Origin of the sequence: Aromatoleum evansii (assembly GCF_012910805.1) — a bacterium.
Taxonomy (GTDB): domain Bacteria; phylum Pseudomonadota; class Gammaproteobacteria; order Burkholderiales; family Rhodocyclaceae; genus Aromatoleum; species Aromatoleum evansii.
The window spans coordinates 43,346-60,280 of the sequence record NZ_WTVK01000009.1 but is presented as its reverse complement, the minus strand read 5'-3'; the positions used below and the strand labels follow the sequence as shown (position 1 = coordinate 60,280).

At 67.7% G+C, this 16,935-nt stretch carries 18 protein-coding genes; 11 read left to right on the top strand and 7 right to left on the bottom strand.

From position 1 onward, the window contains the following. Window positions 1-5: 5 nt before the first annotated feature. Window positions 6-1,151, bottom strand: coding sequence for an efflux RND transporter periplasmic adaptor subunit (locus tag GO615_RS06285; RefSeq protein WP_169126189.1), 1,146 nt, complete (start codon window positions 1,149-1,151; stop codon window positions 6-8). Window positions 1,152-1,396: 245 nt separating this feature from the next. Then, window positions 1,397-2,443, bottom strand: a complete 1,047-nt coding sequence (gene purM / locus GO615_RS06280) for a phosphoribosylformylglycinamidine cyclo-ligase (RefSeq protein WP_169126188.1) — start codon at window positions 2,441-2,443, stop codon at window positions 1,397-1,399. A 139-nt stretch (window positions 2,444-2,582) separates the two neighbouring features. Here purM and GO615_RS06275 point away from each other — a divergent pair, with 139 nt between their 5' ends. The 10 genes from GO615_RS06275 to GO615_RS06230 all read left to right on the top strand — a co-directional run bounded on the left by GO615_RS06275 (window position 2,583) and on the right by GO615_RS06230 (window position 10,429). Beyond that, entirely contained in the window at window positions 2,583-3,674 is a 1,092-nt protein-coding gene (locus GO615_RS06275) for an AI-2E family transporter (RefSeq protein ID WP_169126187.1), read from the top strand. Beyond that, window positions 3,671-4,342 (top strand): DnaA regulatory inactivator Hda, encoded by a 672-nt coding sequence (hda, locus tag GO615_RS06270; protein WP_169126186.1) that lies wholly within the window; start codon window positions 3,671-3,673, stop codon window positions 4,340-4,342. Before GO615_RS06275 ends, hda begins: the two co-directional genes overlap by 4 nt. A gap of 34 nt (window positions 4,343-4,376) precedes the next feature. Continuing rightward, window positions 4,377-5,039 (top strand): histidinol-phosphatase, encoded by a 663-nt coding sequence (locus GO615_RS06265; RefSeq protein ID WP_169126185.1) that lies wholly within the window; start codon window positions 4,377-4,379, stop codon window positions 5,037-5,039. 146 nt (window positions 5,040-5,185) lie between these two features. After that, a complete protein-coding gene (gene pcnB / locus GO615_RS06260) occupies window positions 5,186-6,544 on the top strand; it encodes a polynucleotide adenylyltransferase PcnB (RefSeq protein WP_169126184.1) in 1,359 nt (452 codons plus the stop codon). Beyond that, complete coding sequence (folK, locus tag GO615_RS06255; RefSeq protein WP_169126183.1) at window positions 6,541-7,053, top strand: 2-amino-4-hydroxy-6-hydroxymethyldihydropteridine diphosphokinase; 513 nt, start codon at window positions 6,541-6,543, stop codon at window positions 7,051-7,053. The genes pcnB and folK overlap by 4 nt, the downstream gene beginning before the upstream one ends. Window positions 7,054-7,077: 24 nt before the next feature. After that, window positions 7,078-7,440 carry a DMT family protein gene (locus GO615_RS06250; RefSeq protein WP_169126182.1) on the top strand — a complete coding sequence of 121 codons (363 nt, stop codon included), beginning with the start codon at window positions 7,078-7,080 and terminating at the stop codon, window positions 7,438-7,440. Window positions 7,441-7,455: 15 nt separating this feature from the next. After that, window positions 7,456-8,097 carry a deoxynucleoside kinase gene (locus GO615_RS06245; protein WP_169126181.1) on the top strand — a complete coding sequence of 214 codons (642 nt, stop codon included), beginning with the start codon at window positions 7,456-7,458 and terminating at the stop codon, window positions 8,095-8,097. A gap of 78 nt (window positions 8,098-8,175) precedes the next feature. Then, window positions 8,176-8,991 (top strand): 3-methyl-2-oxobutanoate hydroxymethyltransferase, encoded by an 816-nt coding sequence (panB, locus tag GO615_RS06240; RefSeq protein ID WP_169126180.1) that lies wholly within the window; start codon window positions 8,176-8,178, stop codon window positions 8,989-8,991. A 24-nt stretch (window positions 8,992-9,015) separates the two neighbouring features. Continuing rightward, window positions 9,016-9,843: a pantoate--beta-alanine ligase gene (gene panC / locus GO615_RS06235; protein ID WP_169126179.1), complete on the top strand. Its 828-nt coding sequence runs from the start codon at window positions 9,016-9,018 to the stop codon at window positions 9,841-9,843. A 133-nt stretch (window positions 9,844-9,976) separates the two neighbouring features. After that, window positions 9,977-10,429 carry a CBS domain-containing protein gene (locus tag GO615_RS06230; RefSeq protein ID WP_169126178.1) on the top strand — a complete coding sequence of 151 codons (453 nt, stop codon included), beginning with the start codon at window positions 9,977-9,979 and terminating at the stop codon, window positions 10,427-10,429. 58 nt (window positions 10,430-10,487) lie between these two features. Here GO615_RS06230 and pepN read toward each other — a convergent pair whose 3' ends face one another. The 5 genes from pepN to GO615_RS06205 all read right to left on the bottom strand — a co-directional run bounded on the left by pepN (window position 10,488) and on the right by GO615_RS06205 (window position 15,099). Then, window positions 10,488-13,175, bottom strand: coding sequence for an aminopeptidase N (gene pepN / locus GO615_RS06225; protein ID WP_169126177.1), 2,688 nt, complete (start codon window positions 13,173-13,175; stop codon window positions 10,488-10,490). Between the two features lie 73 nt (window positions 13,176-13,248). Beyond that, window positions 13,249-13,740, bottom strand: coding sequence for an RDD family protein (locus tag GO615_RS06220; RefSeq protein ID WP_169126176.1), 492 nt, complete (start codon window positions 13,738-13,740; stop codon window positions 13,249-13,251). Continuing rightward, on the bottom strand, window positions 13,740-14,189 hold the full coding sequence (locus GO615_RS06215) for a DUF3106 domain-containing protein (RefSeq protein ID WP_169126175.1): 450 nt from the start codon (window positions 14,187-14,189) through the stop codon (window positions 13,740-13,742). Before GO615_RS06215 ends, GO615_RS06220 begins: the two co-directional genes overlap by 1 nt. Then, window positions 14,162-14,533 carry a DUF3619 family protein gene (locus GO615_RS06210; protein ID WP_169126174.1) on the bottom strand — a complete coding sequence of 124 codons (372 nt, stop codon included), beginning with the start codon at window positions 14,531-14,533 and terminating at the stop codon, window positions 14,162-14,164. Before GO615_RS06210 ends, GO615_RS06215 begins: the two co-directional genes overlap by 28 nt. Continuing rightward, window positions 14,530-15,099, bottom strand: a complete 570-nt coding sequence (locus tag GO615_RS06205) for an RNA polymerase sigma factor (protein ID WP_169126248.1) — start codon at window positions 15,097-15,099, stop codon at window positions 14,530-14,532. Before GO615_RS06205 ends, GO615_RS06210 begins: the two co-directional genes overlap by 4 nt. Before the next feature lie 120 nt (window positions 15,100-15,219). On the opposite strand from GO615_RS06205, the gene GO615_RS06200 reads away from it, so the two are divergent. Further along, window positions 15,220-16,929, top strand: coding sequence for an acetolactate synthase 3 catalytic subunit (locus GO615_RS06200; RefSeq protein WP_169126173.1), 1,710 nt, complete (start codon window positions 15,220-15,222; stop codon window positions 16,927-16,929). Window positions 16,930-16,935 lie beyond the last annotated feature (6 nt).

Below are 16,935 nucleotides of genomic sequence, written 5' to 3'. Positions count from 1 at the left end.
CCTCCTCAGCTTGCCGGCTTGGCCGTTCCGGCTGCCGGCGCGACCGGCGCCTCGCCCGCCCCGACGAGCTTGACGGCTGCCCCGTCGCGCAGCTTCTGCTGTCCTGCGGTGACGATCACATCGCCCGCCTGCACGCCCTTGACGATCTCCACCCGCGTGCCGCGCCGCACGCCGGTCTTCACCTCGACGCGCTGCGCCTTGCCGTCCACCACGCGATACACGAACTGCACGTCACCGGGCGCCGGCACCAGCGCCTCCTCGGGCACGACCGCGACGTTCGCACGCTCCTGCAGGATCAGCCGCACGCGCGCGAACATCCCGGGGCGCAGGCGTAGCCCCTCGTTCTGCAGCGACGCACGCATCACCACCGCCCGCCCCTGCTCGTCGACGAGCGGATCGATCGCGCTGACCACGGCGGCAAAGCGCCCGCCCTCGACCGCATCGGATGCCAGCTCCAGCTTCTGCCCCGGGCGGATCTGCGCGAGGTAGATCTCGGGCAGGCGGAAATCCACCTTCAGCGTCGCAATGTCCTCCAGATTGACGAGGTTCTCGCCTTCCTTGACGTAGTCGCCGACGCTCACGTTGCGGATGCCGACGATGCCGGCGAAGGGCGCGCGGATGCGCATCTTGTCCAGCCGCGCCTCGGCCAGCGCCATGTTCGCGCGCGCCACCTCCAGCCGCGACGCCGCCTCGTCGCGCGCGCTCTGGCTGAGGAACTTGCGGTTGAAGAGATCTTCGGTGCGGCCGAAATTCGCCTGCGCGAGCGCAAGGTTCGCCTTGGCCTGCTGCACTTCGGCCCGCTGCACGGCGGCATCGAAGTCGACCAGCACGTCACCGCGGCGGACCGGGCTGCCCTCGCGGAAGCGGATCGTCTCGATGCGCCCGGCGACTTCCGGGCGCAACACGACTGACTCGTTCGAACGCAGCGTGCCGACCGCGCTCACGTCGTCCGCAATCGCCTCGGCCACGACCGTCGTCGTCTCGACCTCCGCAGGTCCCTGCGTGGCGCCCCCCTTGGCACCCGCCGCCGCTTTCGCCCCGGGCGCCGACGGCACCGTGCCGACGCTGCGATGCGCGTAATACGCATAGCCCGCGAGAGCGGCGATTCCGGCAAGGCTGAGGGCGGCGATCAGGTGACGACGGACGGGCATTTTCGGCGAGCACTCAAACAATCAAGGCGGCGGTCGGCTATCCCCGTTCGCCCTGAGCTCGTCGAAGGGCACTGGCAGGGCCTCGACAAGCTCAGCCCGAACGGTATTTCGTTGCCGGGTTACCAGGAAAGATCCGGAAAAAAAACGAGCGCACCCTTTCCTGTGCGCTCCCTGCCTGCTGCTGACAACGGTTCCGGCAACAAAGTTGCGCGGTCGGCAGGCGCGCGTGCCGCGCGCCCCCGAAATCAGGCCACCGTCGTCTGCGCCACGCCTTCCGCGCGCGCCTCGATGCGACCGAGGCGATACACCGTCTCGCCCGCCGCCTCCAGGTTCGCAACCGCCGCGTCGGCCTGCTCCGGCGCCACGATCACGACCATGCCGACGCCGCAGTTGAACACGCGGTACATCTCCTGCGCGTCCACGTTGCCTTCGCGCTTCAGCCACTGGAACAGCGGCGGCAGCGTCCACGACGACGCATCGATCGTCGCGGTCAGGTTGTCGGCGAGGATGCGCGGCACGTTCTCCGTCAGGCCGCCGCCAGTGATGTGCGCCATGCCCTTCACGACACCCGGGATCGCGCGCATCAGGCCCAGCATCGGCTTCACGTACAGGCGCGTCGGCTCCAGCACCACGTCGCGGAAGGGACGACCGTGGAAGTCCGCGTCGAGGTCCGGCTGCGCGCGCTCGATGATCTTGCGGATCAGCGAATAGCCGTTCGAATGCGCGCCGCTGGACGCCAGCCCCAGCACCACGTCGCCCGGCCCGATCGTCGAGCCGTCGATGATCTCCGACTTCTCCACCGCGCCCACCGCGAAGCCCGCGAGGTCGTACTCGCCGTCCGGATACATGCCCGGCATCTCGGCGGTCTCGCCGCCGATCAGCGCGCAACCCGACAGCTCGCAGCCGCGCGCGATGCCGCCGACGACCGCCGCGGCGGTTTCGACATCGAGCTTGCCGCAGGCGAAGTAGTCGAGGAAGAACAGCGGCTCGGCACCCTGCACGAGGATGTCGTTCACGCTCATCGCCACCAGATCCTGGCCCACCGTGTCGTGCTTGTTCAACTGGAAGGCGAGCTTCAGCTTGGTGCCGACGCCGTCGGTGCCGGACACCAGCACCGGCTCGCGGTACTTCTTCGACAGCTCGAACAGCGCGCCGAAACCGCCGATGCCGCCCAGCACCTCGGGGCGCATGGTGCGTTTCGCGAGCGGCTTGATGCGGTCGACGAGGGCGTCGCCGGCATCGATATCTACGCCGGCATCACGGTAGGAAAGGGAGGGTTTCGGGGAGCTCAAGATCGTTCCTCAGGCTTGCTGAATGCGCGTTCGGGCCGCTTCCGGGGGCGGCCGAACTTGAGGCCGCCACGCCAAGTGGCTACATTTACGGGTTTCGCGGGCCACCATAGCCCGCGCCAAGTCCGCGATTTTACTCGAAATGAACCCTTCCCGCGCCGACCGTCTGCAAACCGCCGCCTGGGCCGGCGTCGCGCTGGCGCTGGTCGCCCTGTTCTACGCCCTGTCGCCCATCCTCGCGCCCTTCGCGATCGCCGCCGTCTTCGCCTATATCTGCGATCCGGCGGTCAACTGGATGGCCGCCCGGCGCATCCCGCGCCCCGCCGCGGTGCTGATCGTGATCCTCGGCGCCGGGCTGCTGCTCGTGCTGCTGTTCCTGATCCTTGCCCCCATGGTGTGGCGCGAAGCGATCGCGCTCATCCGCCGCCTGCCCGACCTCATCGAGCTCCTCAACGCGCGCGTCGCCCCCGTCCTGCAGGCGCGCTTCGATATCGACTTCCAGCTCGACGCCGCCTTCGTGCGCACCTGGATCGCCGAGCACTGGGACAGCGCGCAGGACCTCATCCCCGTGATCCTCGGCCAGCTCCGCCAGGGCGGGCTCGCGCTGCTGGGCGCCGCCGCCAGCGTCTTCCTCGTGCCGGTCGTGATGTTCTACCTGTTGCAGGAATGGCCCCGCATCCTCGACGGCCTGCAGACCGTCATCCCGCGCCCGATGCTCGAACGCACGATGCGCATCATCAACGACATCGATCGCGTGCTGTCCGAGTTCCTGCGCGGCCAGCTCTCCGTGATGCTGCTGCTGGCCGTCTATTACAGCGTCGGTCTGTGGATCGCCGGGCTCAAGTTCGCGCTGCCGGTCGGCGTCATCACCGGCCTGCTCGTCTTCATTCCCTACGTCGGCTTCGGCGGCGGCCTGTTGCTCGCCATCCTCACCGCCCTGCTGCAGGCCGAAGGCTGGTCGCCGCTGATCGGTGTCGCCATCGTGTTCGGCCTCGGCCAGCTCATCGAAAGCTTCGTGCTCACCCCCTACCTCGTCGGCGAACGCATCGGCCTGCACCCGCTCGCGGTGATCTTCGCGCTGATGGCCTTCGGCCAGCTCTTCGGCTTCGTCGGCGTCCTCGTCGCCCTGCCCGCCAGCGCAGCCATCCTCGTCGGCCTGCGCGAAGTGCGCACGGCCTGGCTCACCAGCCGCCTCTACCTCGGCGACACCGACTCGCCCCCGCCGCAGTCATGAAACAGCTCGTCCTCGACATCCGCCCCGACGCGCCGCCAGCCCTCGACAATTTCGTGGTCGGCAACAACCAGGAACTCGTCGCCGCCCTGCACGACGCCGCGCAACTGCCCGGCCACGTCTACGTGTGGGGTCCGGCCGGCTGCGGGCGCACCCACCTGCTGCGCGCCGCCGTCGACGCCGCGTGCAAGGCGGGCCGCCCGGCGGCCTATCTCGAAGCCGCCCGGATCGGCGACGAACTGCCGCAAACGCCCGACCTGCTGTTGGCCATCGACGACATCAATGCGCTCGCCCCGGAGGCGCAGATCGCGCTCTTCAACGCCTTCAACCGCTCGCGCCCACTCGGCCAGAAACTGCTCCTCGCCGGCGACGCCCGCCCCCTCGCGCTGGTGCTGCGCGAAGACCTGCGCACGCGCGTGGGGCAATGTCTCGTGTATGAAGTCCGCCCGCTCGACGACGAATCGCGCGCAGCCATCCTCGCGACACTCGCCGCCCGCCGCGGCCTGCGGCTGGCCGACGAGGTCATCGACTTCCTCATGCGTCATGGCCGCCGCGACCTCCCCAGCCTGCTCACGGTGCTCGACGCCCTCGACAACGCGTCCCTGGAACGCAAGCGCGCCGTCACGCTGCCGCTGCTGCGCGAAATGATGCAGGCCGGCCTCGACATCTGAGCCGGCCGCAGGCCCCAACCCCAAGGAAATACACGTGGATCTCGTCCTCTTCGACCTCGACAACACCCTCCTCGCCGGCGACTCCGACTTCGCCTGGGCCCAGTTCCTCATCGCCAAGGGCGTCCTCGACCGCGAAGTGCAGGAAGCGAAGAACATCGAGTTCTACGAGCAGTACAAGGCCGGCACGCTCGACATCTTCGAGTTCCTCGACTTCCAGCTCGCCCCGCTCGCACGCCACTCGCGCGAGCAACTCGACGCCTGGCACCGCGAGTTCATGGCCGGCTCGGTCGCACCGATGATCACCGACAAGGCCCGCGCGCTGGTGCGCCAACATACCGAAAGCGGAGCCCTCGTCGCCGTCGTCACCGCCACCAACAGCTTCGTCACCGGCCCCATCGTGCGCGAATTCGGCATCCCGCACCTCGTCGCCACCATCCCCGCGCAGGAGAACGGCGCCTTCACCGGCAAGCCGCGCGGCATGCCCGCGTTCAAGGCCGGCAAGATCGAGCGCGTCGACGCCTGGCTCGAATCGCTCGGCCTGTATGCCGGCAGCTTCGCGCGCTCGTGGTTCTACAGCGACTCGCACAACGACCTGCCGCTGATGTCGCGCGTCACCGATCCCGTCGCCGTCGATCCCGACGACACCCTGCGCGCCCACGCGACGCAGGCCGGCTGGCCGATCATGTCGCTGCGCTGAGCCCCGTCGCCCCGTGGGAGCGGCTTCAGCCGCGAATCGGCGCCCATTTGCGGCTGAAGCCGCTCCCACAGCACGATGCAGCCCCTACCGCAGCGCCGCATCGGTTATGATTCCAAGCTTATGTTGACTGCACCCCTTTCCCTCCAATGATCCGCAAGCTGCTGCGCAAGGTCTTCCGCCGCGCCGCCTCGCCCATCAACACCGAACCTGCGCTGGTCCCCGTCACCCAGCACGGCATCCGTCGCGAACAGATCTCGCCTGCCGCCCGCAAGGTGTGCACCGTGCTGCAGGAAGCCGGCCACAAGGCCTTTGTCGTAGGCGGCGCCGTGCGCGACCTGCTGGTCGGCCATCCGCCCAAGGACTACGACGTCGCCACCAGCGCAACGCCCGAGGAAGTGCGCGCGCTGTTCCGCCGCTCGCGCATCATCGGCCGCCGCTTCAAGATCGTGCACGTCATGAGCGGCCCGGAAACGATCGAAGTCTCGACCTTCCGCGCCAGCCAGACTGCCGAGGACGCCGAAACCGACGAACACGGACGCGTCCTGCGCGACAACGTGTACGGCTCGCAGGCCGAGGACGCCACGCGCCGCGACTTCACCGTCAACGCGCTGTACTACGACCCGACCACCGAACAGATCCTCGACTACCACCACGGCGTCGCGGACCTCAAGCAGAAGACCCTGCGCATCATCGGCGACCCGCGCGCGCGCTACCGCGAAGACCCCGTGCGCATGCTGCGCGGCGTGCGACTCGGCGCCAAGCTCGGGCTCACGCTCGACCCCGCCGCGCGCAACCCCATCCGCGAGATGGCGGAACTCCTCGAGAACGTGCCCGCAGCACGCCTCTTCGACGAGATGCTCAAGCTGCTGTTCTCCGGCTACGCCGTCAAGTGCCTACAGCAGTTGCGCGAGGAGGGCCTGCACCACGGCCTGCTGCCGCTGCTCGACGTGATCCTCGAACAGCCGCTGGGCGAGCGCTTCGTGTGGCTGTCGCTGGAGAACACCGACGAGCGGGTGCGCGCCGACAAGCCCGTCTCACCGGGCTTCCTGTTCGCGACCCTGCTGTGGCACGAAGTGCTGGCCAACTGGGAAGCGCGCAGGAAGGACGGCGAGCACACCCAGCCCGCGCTCTTCGCGGCGATGGACGAAGTGCTCGACAAGCAGGCCGGCAAGCTCGCGATCACCAAGCGCATCGTGGGCGACATCAAGGAAATCTGGGCCCTGCAGCCGCGCTTCGACAAGTGCACCGGCAAGACCCCCTATCGCCTCATCGAACAACCGCGCTACCGTGCCGCGTGGGACTTCCTGCGCCTGCGCGCCCAGTCCGGAGAGATCGACGCCGCGCTGCCGGAATGGTGGGATCGCTTCGCCCACGCCGGCCACGACGCGCGCGAGGCCCTTCTCGCCGCGGCGCCGTCCGCCGGCGAAACCGCCGAGCGCAAACGGCGCCGACGCCGGCGCAAACCGGCCGCAGCCGAGGCCACCGCGAGCAGCGACGCGTCATGAGCCCCCACCGCCCGCTGCCGCACGGCAACCCGGTGCGCGCGTTCATCGCCCTCGGCGCCAACCTGGGCGATACCGCCGCGGCACTCGACAGCGCCTTCGCCGCCCTGGACGCCCTGCCCGGCACCCGCCTCGTCGCGCGTTCCGGCCTCTACCGCACCGCACCGATCGGCGTCACCGGTCACCCGGACTACCTGAACGCCGTCGCCGAAGTGGAAACCACGCTGCCCGCGCAGAAGCTCCTCAACACCCTGCTGACGCTCGAAGCGCTGCACGGCCGCAGGCGCGAAACCGAGCTCGCCCCGCGCACGCTCGATCTCGACCTGCTCCTCTACGGCGACGCGACGATCTCCCAACCGGGTCTCGAGATCCCGCATCCGCGCATGCACCAGCGGGCCTTCGTCCTCGTCCCGCTGGCCGAAATCGCGCCGGACACTGCGATTCCCGGCCATGGCCGCGCCGCCGACCTGCTCGACGCCGTGGGCGACCAGCGCATCGAGCGCGTTTCCTGATCCGCCTGCAACACCGAGTCGCCCATGACTGCCTGGATGCAGACCCTGCCCGCCTGGGTGCAGACCGCGATGCTGCTCACCGCATCGAACGTCTTCATGACCTTCGCGTGGTACGGGCACCTCAAGAACATGCAGTCGAAGGCCTGGTTCGTCGCAGCCATCGTCAGCTGGGGCATCGCCCTCTTCGAATACCTGCTGCAGGTGCCCGCGAACCGCATCGGCGCAAGCGAGCTGAACCTCGCCCAGCTCAAGATCATGCAGGAAGTCATCACCCTGCTGGTCTTCGTCCCCTTCGTCGTGCTGTACATGAAGCAGCCGATCAAGCTTGACTACCTTTGGGCCGCCCTGTGTATGCTTGGCGCGGTATATTTCATCTTCAGAAACTAAAGGCGACTCTGCTGCATGTTCGACAAGGCACGCTACATCGTGGTCGAAGGCCCCATCGGCGCGGGCAAGACCTCGCTCGCACGGCGGCTGGCGGAACGCCTCGACGCGCGGGCGCTGTTCGAGCAGCCCGAACTCAACCCCTTCCTCGGCCGCTTCTACCAGGACGCCGAGCGCTGGGCGATGTCGACCCAGCTGCACTTCCTGTTCCAGCGCTTCGACCAGCTCGGCATCGTCGCCGAGGCGATGGAGAAGCAGCAGCGCGTCGTGTCCGACTTCGTGCTCGACAAGGATCCGCTGTTCGCGGCGCTGAACCTCGCCCCCGACGAGCTCGCGCTCTACCAGCGCGTGTTCGATGCGATGAAGCCCGCAGCCCCGCCGAAGCCCGACCTCATCATCTACCTGCAGGCCAAGCCCGAAACGCTGGTCGAACGCGTGCGCCGGCGCGGCCTCGACACCGAGCGGCGCATCACCGAGCAGTACCTCGAACGCGTCGCCGAACGTTACGCACGCTTCTTCTACCAGTATGACGCAGCGCCGCTGTTCATCGTCGATGCCGAAGTCCTCAACCCGGTCGACCACGATGACGACTTCGAACTCCTGCTCGATCGCCTGCGCAACATGCGCAGCTATCGAGAATTCTTCGGCTACGCCGCCTGAGCGGACGGCCGGCGGACCGAAACGGCCTGCACACGCGCGCAACTCAAGAATGACCCGCGCCTCTTCCGAGGAACCCCGATGAGCTACCTCCAGGACGAAAAACCCGTCACCCTGTCCGAGCTTGCCAAGATGCGCAGCGAAGGGCGCAAGATCGCCATGCTCACCTGCTACGACGCGAGCTTCGCCGCACTGCTCGAACGCGCCGGCGTGGACGTCGCGCTGGTCGGGGACTCCCTCGGCAACGTGGTGCAGGGGCAGAAGTCGACCCTGCCGGTGACCGTCGACCAGATGGTCTACCACACCGAGTGCGTTGCCCGCGCCAACACCCGCCTGTTCATCGTTGCCGACATGTCCTTCGGCAGCTACCAGGAAAGCCCCGAACAGGCGCTGCGCAACGCCGCGCGCCTGATGGCGGCCGGCGCCCACATGGTCAAGCTCGAAGGCGGCGCCTTCATGGCCGAGACCGTGCGCTTCCTCGTCGAACGCGGCGTGCCCGTGTGCGCGCACATCGGCCTCACGCCTCAGTCCGTGAATCAGCTCGGCGGCTACCGCGTGCAGGGCCGCAGCGAAGCGGGCGCCGCGCAGCTCAAGTCCGACGCACACGCGCTCGAACAGGCCGGAGCCGCCCTCATGGTCATGGAGATGGTCCCCGCCACCCTTGCCGGCGAGGTCACCGCCAGCCTCACCTCGATGGCCACGATAGGCATCGGTGCGGGCCCCGCCTGCGACGGCCAGGTGCTCGTGCTGCACGACATGATCGGGGTCTATCCGGGCCGCAAGGCGCGCTTCGTCAAGAATTTCATGCCCGGCGCCGCCAGCATCGAGGAAGCCGTGGCCAACTACGTCCGCGCGGTCAAGGACGGCAGCTTCCCCGCCGCCGAACACTGCTACTGACCGCCCTCCCGAAGGGAATACGCCATGCAGATCCACCGCTCCATCGACAGCCTGCGCGCCGCGCGCAGGGCCGCCGGCAAGGTTGCCTTCGTCCCGACCATGGGCAACCTCCACGACGGCCACATCGATCTCGTGCGCCAGGCGGCCGAGAAGGCCGACAGCGTCATCGCCAGCATCTTCGTCAATCGCCTGCAGTTCGGGCCGAGCGAGGATTTCAACAGCTATCCGCGCACGCTCGCGGCGGACTGCGAGCGGCTCGAGGCAGCAGGCGTCGCGCACGTGTTCGCACCGGACGAGAGCGTGATGTACCCCGAGCCGCAGCATTACCACGTCGACCCCGCGCCGGCGCAGATCAGCATCCTAGAGGGCGAATTCCGCCCCGGCCACTTCCGCGGCGTCGCCACCGTCGTGCTCAAGCTGCTCAACATCGTGCAGCCGGACGTCGCACTATTCGGCAAGAAGGATTACCAGCAGCTCATGGTGCTGAGCAACATGGTGCGCCAGCTCGCGATTCCCGTCGAAGTGCTGCCCGGCGAGACCGTGCGCGCGGCCGACGGGCTCGCGCTGTCCTCGCGCAACGGCTACCTCACGCCCGAAGAACGCGCCGAGGCCCCGCGCCTCTATCGCCAGCTCGCGCGCATCTGCGAGGCCGTGCGCCGCGGCGATCACGACTTCCTCAAGCTCGAGACCGAAGCCGTTGCCGAACTCGCCGCCCACGGCTGGAAGCCCGACTACATCGCCGTACGCCGCCGCGCCGACCTGCAGCCGCCCATGCACGCCGACGATCCCCTGGTGGTGCTCGCCGCCGCCAAGCTCGGGCGCACCCGCCTCATCGACAACCTCGAAATCTGACGCGCCCGGGGCCGCTAGGGCCCCGCCGGTCATTGCGCACTTGCATCCGCGCGCGGTTCGTTTCAAGCTATGCCAGCATGCTCCCGATGTCCGGGAGAACCGCGTGAATGCCTAACACGAACGGAGGGACACGATGCTTGCGACGACAGTGACAGTGCGACAGATTCTCGAACAGAAAGGCTCGACGACGCACTCGGTGACGCCCGGCGTCAGCGTCCTCGACGCCCTTGCAATGATGGCGAAACACGACATCGGCTCGGTGCTGGTCGTCGAGAACGAACGCCTCGTGGGCATCTTCACCGAACGCGACTACGCGCGGAAGCTGGTCCTCAAGGGCCTCAATTCGCGCGAAGCCATCGTAGGCGACGTGATGACCCCCAACGTGTGCACGATCACCCCCGCCCTGGCGATCGACGCGGTGATGAACATCATGACGGAAAACCGCTTCCGTCACCTGCCGGTGGTCGAGCAGGGCCGCATCGTCGGCATCGTCACGATCGGCGACGTGGTCAAGTCCATCATCGACCAGCAGGAAAAGACGATCAGCCACCTGTCGAACTACATCGCCGGCGAACTCACCACCTGAACACCACGCGGGCCGCGTACATCGCGGCCCGCTCGTCCTTCGGGCGCACGCCCGGGACTCAGTCCGCGAGCGCCTTGCCGACGATCTCCGCGACGTCGGGCGAAAGCCCCGGCGTCGCGGCGACCCGCTCGATCTGCGCACGGATGCTCTGCCGCAGAGCCGGCGTGAAGCGCCGCCAGTTCTCCAGCGCCCGCGCCATGCGCGCCGCCACCTGCGGATTGCGGCCATCCAGCGCGATCACCTGATCGGCCCAGAACGCGTGCCCGCTGCCGTCCGGCGCGTGGAACTCGGCCGCGTTCGCACGGAAGAAACTCCCCAGCAGCGCATACACCTTGTTCGGATTGGCGAGACTGAAGGCCGGATCGTCCATCAGCACGCGCACGCGCCCGAGCACCGGCGCCGCACTTGGGTCCCAGCGCCAGGCCGAGGCCTGCAGCGCGAACCACTTGTCCAGCACCAGGGCATCGTCGCGGTAACGCTCGTGGAAGCGCGACAGCGCCGCCTCACGCGCGGGGCTCGCACTCTGGACCAGGGCGGCGAGCGCACCGAAACCCTCGGTCATGTTGCCGAAGCGCGCGAACCGCGCCTCGGCGCGCGCCAGCCCCTCGGCGACACCGCCGGCCGCGAGATACTTCAGCGCGAGATTGCCCAGCGCACGCCGACCCGCGTCGCCCGGGTGATAGCGATACTCGCCCGGCACCTCCATTGCCGCCTCGATCGCCAGCCAGTCTGCCGCGAGCCCCGTGCCCAGGTCGCGCATCACTTGCATCAGCGCGACGCGCAGCGCGGCCGGATCGGCGGGCTCCATCCGTTCGAGGAGATAGGTTTCCGATGGCAGCGCCGCGGCCTGCGCGCGGAAGGCCGGGTCGAGCGCCCCGTCGTTCAGGAGGGCGCGGAATGCCGCGGCGAATGCGTCCGGCAGCGCCGGCGCACGCCCTGCGGCGACATCCGCCGCGAGCGCGAGGATCACGCGCTCCGCGTAACGCTGCGCGGCGTCCCAGCGGTTGAAGGCATCGGCGTCGTGCGCCATGCGGAATGCCAGCCGCTCGTCGCTCTCGTCCAGTTCGAGGACCACCGGCGCAGAGAACCCGCGCAGCACCGAAGGCACCGGCTCGGCGGCCAGGCCGGTGAAGCGGAAAGTCTGCTCCGCCTCCGAGAGCACCAGCACGCGCGTCGTCGCGCCGCCGTGGCTTTCCCCGTCCAGGCTCAGGGGCAGATCCTTGCCGTCCGGTCCGATGAGGCCCACCGCAACCGGGATCACCAGCGGCGACTTGTCGGGCTGCCCCGGCGTCGGCGGCGTGTGCTGCGACAGCGTCAGCGTGTAGCTGCCGTCCGTCGCGTCCCAGGTACCGGACGCTTTCACCCGCGGCGTGCCGGCCTGGCTGTACCAGAGCATGAACTGGTCGAGCTCGTAACCGTTCGCCTCCGCCATGCAGTCGACGAAGTCGTCGCAGGTCACCGCCTGGCCGTCGTGATAGCTGAAGTACAGGTCCATGCCGTTGCGGAAACCCTCCGCGCCCAGAAGGGTATGCAGCATGCGGATGACTTCGGCACCCTTCTCGTACACCGTCGCGGTGTAGAAGTTGTTGATCTCCTGGTAGCGCTCCGGCCGGATGGGATGCGCCATCGGCCCCGCGTCCTCGGGGAACTGCGCCGCGCGCAGCACGCGCACGTCGTCGATGCGCTTGACCGCCCGTGCCGACGCTGCGCCCGCCTCGCCCGCCGCCCGGGCCAGCATGTCCGCGGAGAACTGCTGGTCGCGGAACACCGTCAGGCCTTCCTTGAGCGTGAGCTGGAACCAGTCCCGGCAGGTCACGCGGTTGCCGGTCCAGTTGTGGAAGTACTCGTGCGCGACGACGCTCTCGATGTTTTCATAATCGACGTCGGTCGCCGTGTCGGGCTTCGCCAGCACGTACTTCGCGTTGAAGATGTTGAGGCCCTTGTTCTCCATCGCGCCCATGTTGAAGTCGCTGACAGCGACGATCATGAAGCGGTCGAGGTCGAGCTCCAGGCCGAACACCTCCTCGTCCCAGCGCAGCGAATGCACCAGGGAGTCCAGCGCGTGCGGGGTGCGGTCGAGATTGCCCTCCTCCACCCATACCTGCAGCAGCACCTCGCGCCCCGACGCCGTTTCGACACGGCGCTCCAGCGCGACCAGCTTCGCCGCGACCAGCGCGAAGAGATAGGACGGCTTGGGGAAGGGATCGACCCACTTCGCAAAGTGGCGGCCACCTTCGAGCGCCCCCTGCGCAATGAGATTGCCGTTCGACAGCAGCACCGGATAATCGACCGCGTCCGCTTCCAGCGTCACCGTGAAGCGTGTCATCGCATCGGGGCGGTCCGGGAAATAGGTGATTCGCCGGAAGCCCTCGGCCTCGCACTGCGTGAAGAAGCCGCCACGCGACACATACAGGCCCGACAGCGCGGTGTTCGCCTGCGGATTGATGCGCGTGACGATGCCGATCTCCACGCGGTCGGCATCGAGCGCGATCTCCAGCCAGCCCTCGCCCCGCTTGAGCTGGCCGTCTTCAGCCGGGCGACCGTCGATGCTCACGCTCACCAGCTCGAGCTCCTCGCCCAGCAGGCGCAGGGGCTCGGCCCGCGACGCGCGACGGACGCAGCGCATCCGGCTCGTCACCAGGGTTGCCACGGGGTCGAGCGCGAAATGCAGCTCAATGTCTTCGATGTTCCACGCCAGGGGCGTGTAGTCGGATCGTTGGATGGTCGGGGCGTGTTCGCTTTTCATTCTTTCTCCGGTTGTCCGGCCGCTATGGGGACAAGCCGCGAGTATACGCCCCCCGCGCCGAGCGACGCCCGCCTCAGGGCAGCAGGACGATGCGCGTGCCGGCAAGCCGGTCGTGCAGGAACTGGCGATCGCGATCGACCAGCGCCCACGCGAGCCCCAGGCCGAAACACAGCAGCGACGGCCACGCCAGCGTGTAGCGCAGCCAGCCGGTCGCCACGCTGGGAGCATGACCGTCGGCGGTGACGAGGCGCAGCTTCCAGGTCTGCATCGCGAGCGTCTGGCCACGGCGCCGCCAGTACCAGATGAAGTACGCGCCCAGGGCGAGGTAGATGTGCAGCCATGCAACCCACCCGGCCGGCGCGATGCCGAAGAAGACGCCGAGCAACAGATACGGAACCATGAAGACCAGCGCGAGCACGCCCAGCAACAGCAGGGCCTCGTACAGCAGGCTGGCGAGCCGGCGGCGCAGGCCGGCCAGTTCCACCGCCTGCACCTGGGGTGCGGAACGGGATTGAAGCTTGCGTGACGGATCCGGAGCGTTGCGACTGGAGACTGTTTTCTTCATTACTTGTTGCCGCGCACGGGCGGTCGTTGAAGGGGGCGCACGATGCGCGGGCCGGATTTGAGTTGGCGCTCTTCGGGCGAGATGCTGCGGTAGCGCTGCCACTGCTCCTGCAGCGATTCGCGCCGCTCGCGCGGCATGCTGCGCAGTGCGCGGTACTGATCGCGGGCGCGCTCGCGCTGGTCGGGCCGCAGATTTGCCCAGTCACGCATGCGCGCACTGATACGCGCCTGCTCTTCGGGCGTCAGACGCGAATATCGGTCGGCCACCCCCAGCCAGCGCTGGCGCTGGACTTCGCTCATTGCGTTCCAGTCGTCCGACAGCGGCGCGAGCACCGAACGCTGCGCAGCGGTCAGCCCCGACCACGAGGGCGCGCCGATCGGCGCGACCGCGAGGACCGGACCGCTCAGGGCGGCCGCAAGGATCAGGATTGCGAGTCGTCCTGCAGCCATGCCTTGAAATTCGAGTCGAGATAGGCGTCGATCGGCAGGTCGTCGATCAGCAGCGCCGTATCGACCTCCTCCATTTCGTTCACACGCAGCCAGGTCGTCCAGTAATCGCCCGCCAGCACGGCGACGAGGATCGCGGCGGCGACCGCTGCCGGCCTCATCATGGGCGGGAACAGCCGCCGCAGCGCACTGGCGATCCGTGCGCCGACACTTGGCAGCGCCGGTCTGTGCGCCGCAAGCGCACGCTCGCGCGCGAGCCGCAGACGGTCCGCGACGTCGCCGTCAACGCCGCGCGCCGCGACCGAAAGCTGAGCCGCGACCTTGCGGGCAAAAGCCTCCTCGTTCATAACTCGATTCCCTTCGCTTTCAGGGCCGCCGCCAGCGTCTGCGTGGCGCGCGAACAATGGGTTTTCACGCTCCCCTCCGAGCAGCCCATCGCGGCGGCAGTCTCGGAAATGTCCATTTCTTCCCAATAACGCATGATGAAGGCTTCGCGTTGACGGGGCGGCAGGCGCTCGATCTCGCGCTCGATCGCTGCCAGCATGCGGGTTCGCTCGTATTGCCCGTGCGGGGTGTCGGCCCTCGCCTCGTCGGGCGCACCTGCGAGGGTGTCGAGCGGATCGTTGTCGCTGTCCTGCTCGTCGTCGCCGACGAAGGACGACAGCAGCGTCGTCCACGTGTTGCGCACCTTCTGCCGCCGCAGTGCGTCATAGATGACGTTCTGCAGGATGCGCTGGAACAGCATCGGATATTCGCTCGCAGGCCGCTCGCCATAGCTGACCGAGAGCTTGAGCATCGCATCCTGCACCGCATCCAGGGCCGCGTCGTCATTGCGCAGCGCATACACCGCCTGCTTGAAAGCGCGCTTTTCGACACCCTGGAGAAAGGCGGAGAGTTCTGCCCGGTTAGCCAGTTCTGGATCCTTATGAAAACCGGTTATTCAGGCCATTGTGCGATGCCGCAGCAGCCTTGACCAAACTGCGCCTGACCGGTAACGTTCAGCGTTTCGGAACGTAAGAATAGCGAGTTTGCGATGGTGCTGACTGGAGCGGAAATTGTAATCAGGTGTCTGCAGGAAGAAAAGGTCGATTACGTCTTCGGCTATCCGGGCGGCGCGGTACTCTACATCTATGACGCGCTGTTCAACCAGGACAAGGTGCGCCACGTCCTCGTGCGCCACGAGCAGGCCGCGGTGCATGCCGCCGACGGCTACGCCCGCAGCACCGAGAACGTCGGTGTCGCGCTGGTGACCTCGGGCCCGGGCGCGACCAACGCGGTTACCGGCATCGCCACCGCCTACTGCGACTCGATCCCGATGGTCATCATCAGCGGCCAGGTCCCGACCGCCGCGATCGGCCAGGACGCCTTCCAGGAGGTCGACACGGTCGGCATTACCCGTCCCTGCGTCAAGCACAACTTCCTCGTCAAGGACGTGCGCGACATCGCCGCGACGATGAAGAAGGCCTTCTACCTGGCGAAGACGGGCCGCCCCGGTCCGGTGCTGGTCGACATTCCCAAGGACGTGTCGATGCACAAGTGCGAGTTCGAGTACCCGAAGGAGGTCTCGATGCGCTCGTACAACCCCGTCATCAAGGGGCACCAGGGCCAGATCCGCAAGGCCGTGCAGCTGCTGCTCGAAGCCAAGCGCCCGATGATCTACACCGGCGGCGGCGTGGTGCTCGCGAACGCGGCCGAGCAGCTCACCAAGCTCACGCGCATGCTGGGCTTCCCCATCACCAACACGCTGATGGGCCTGGGCGGCTACCCCGCGAGCGATCGCCAGTACCTCGGCATGCCGGGCATGCACGGCACCTACGAAGCCAACATGGCGATGCACTACAGCGACGTGCTGCTCGCCGTCGGCGCCCGCTTCGATGACCGCGTGATCGGCAACCCGGACCACTTCGCCGAAGAGCCGCGCAAGATCATCCACGTCGACATCGACCCCTCGTCGATCTCGAAGCGCGTGAAGGTCGACGTGCCCATCGTCGGCGACCTCAAGGAAGTGCTCGAGGAGATGATCCGCCAGCTCGAGGCCAACGCCGCCCGCCCGAACCCCGAGACGCTCGGCTCGTGGTGGAAGCAGGTCGACGAATGGCGCAGCCGCGAGTGCATGAAGTACAAGAACTCGGACGAGATCATCAAGCCGCAGTTCGTGATCCAGAAGCTGTGGGAAGTCACCGGCGGCGAGGCCATCGTGACCTCCGACGTGGGCCAGCACCAGATGTGGGCATCCCAGTACTACCGCTTCGACAAGCCGCGCCGCTGGCTCAACTCGGGCGGCCTCGGCACGATGGGCGTGGGCCTGCCGTACGCGATGGGCGCCCAGCTCGCCAATCCGGACAAGCAGATCGCATGCGTGACGGGTGAAGCCTCGATCCAGATGAACATCCAGGAGCTGTCGACCTGCAAGCAGTTCCGCCTGCCGATCAAGATCTGCAACCTGAACAACCGCTACCTCGGCATGGTGCGCCAGTGGCAGCAGCTCTTCCACGGCGAGCGCTACTCCGAGTCCTACATGGATTCGCTGCCCGACTTCGCCAAGCTCGCCGAAGCCTACGGCCATGTCGGCCTGCGCGTCGAGCGCCCGTCGGACGTCGAGGGCGCGCTGCGCGAGGCCTTCGCACGCAAGAACGATCTGGTGTTCCTCGACTTCCAGATCGACCAGACCGAAAACGTGTACCCCATGGTTCAGGGCGGCAAGGGGCTCACCGAGATGATCCTGTCCGCCGAAGACCTGTAAGCATCG